Consider the following 276-nt stretch of genomic DNA (forward strand, 5'->3'; position numbering starts at 1 on the left):
GCCGCCAATACCGGCGCGGTGACCGCGTCCGGCATCCCGATCACCGGACAGCTCACGGGCACTTTCCAGTACACCCTCGATTTCAGCAATCGAACGCTGGATTTCGACGCGTCGCTCGATGGACCCGGCGGCGTCTTCACCGGCCCGCCGCAGAGTCTTCAGTCGGTGCAGAACAGCAGCGCCATCACCTTCGGGCCGAACAGCGACTTTCCGGTCGACGGCGGCTCCGACTGCACGACCTGCGCGGTCGAGTTCCGCTTCCCTTCCACCGGCTCG

General features: G+C 66.3%; 1 protein-coding gene. It reads left to right on the forward strand.

Translation table 11 applies throughout. The annotated features are described in order from the left end of the window. On the forward strand, positions 1–276 hold a 276-nt coding region (locus SB717_RS35545), incomplete at both ends, for a hypothetical protein (protein WP_410907644.1).

Source organism: Priestia sp. SIMBA_032, from assembly GCF_046535215.1.
Taxonomy (GTDB): Bacteria; Bacillota; Bacilli; order Bacillales; family Bacillaceae_H; genus Priestia; species Priestia aryabhattai.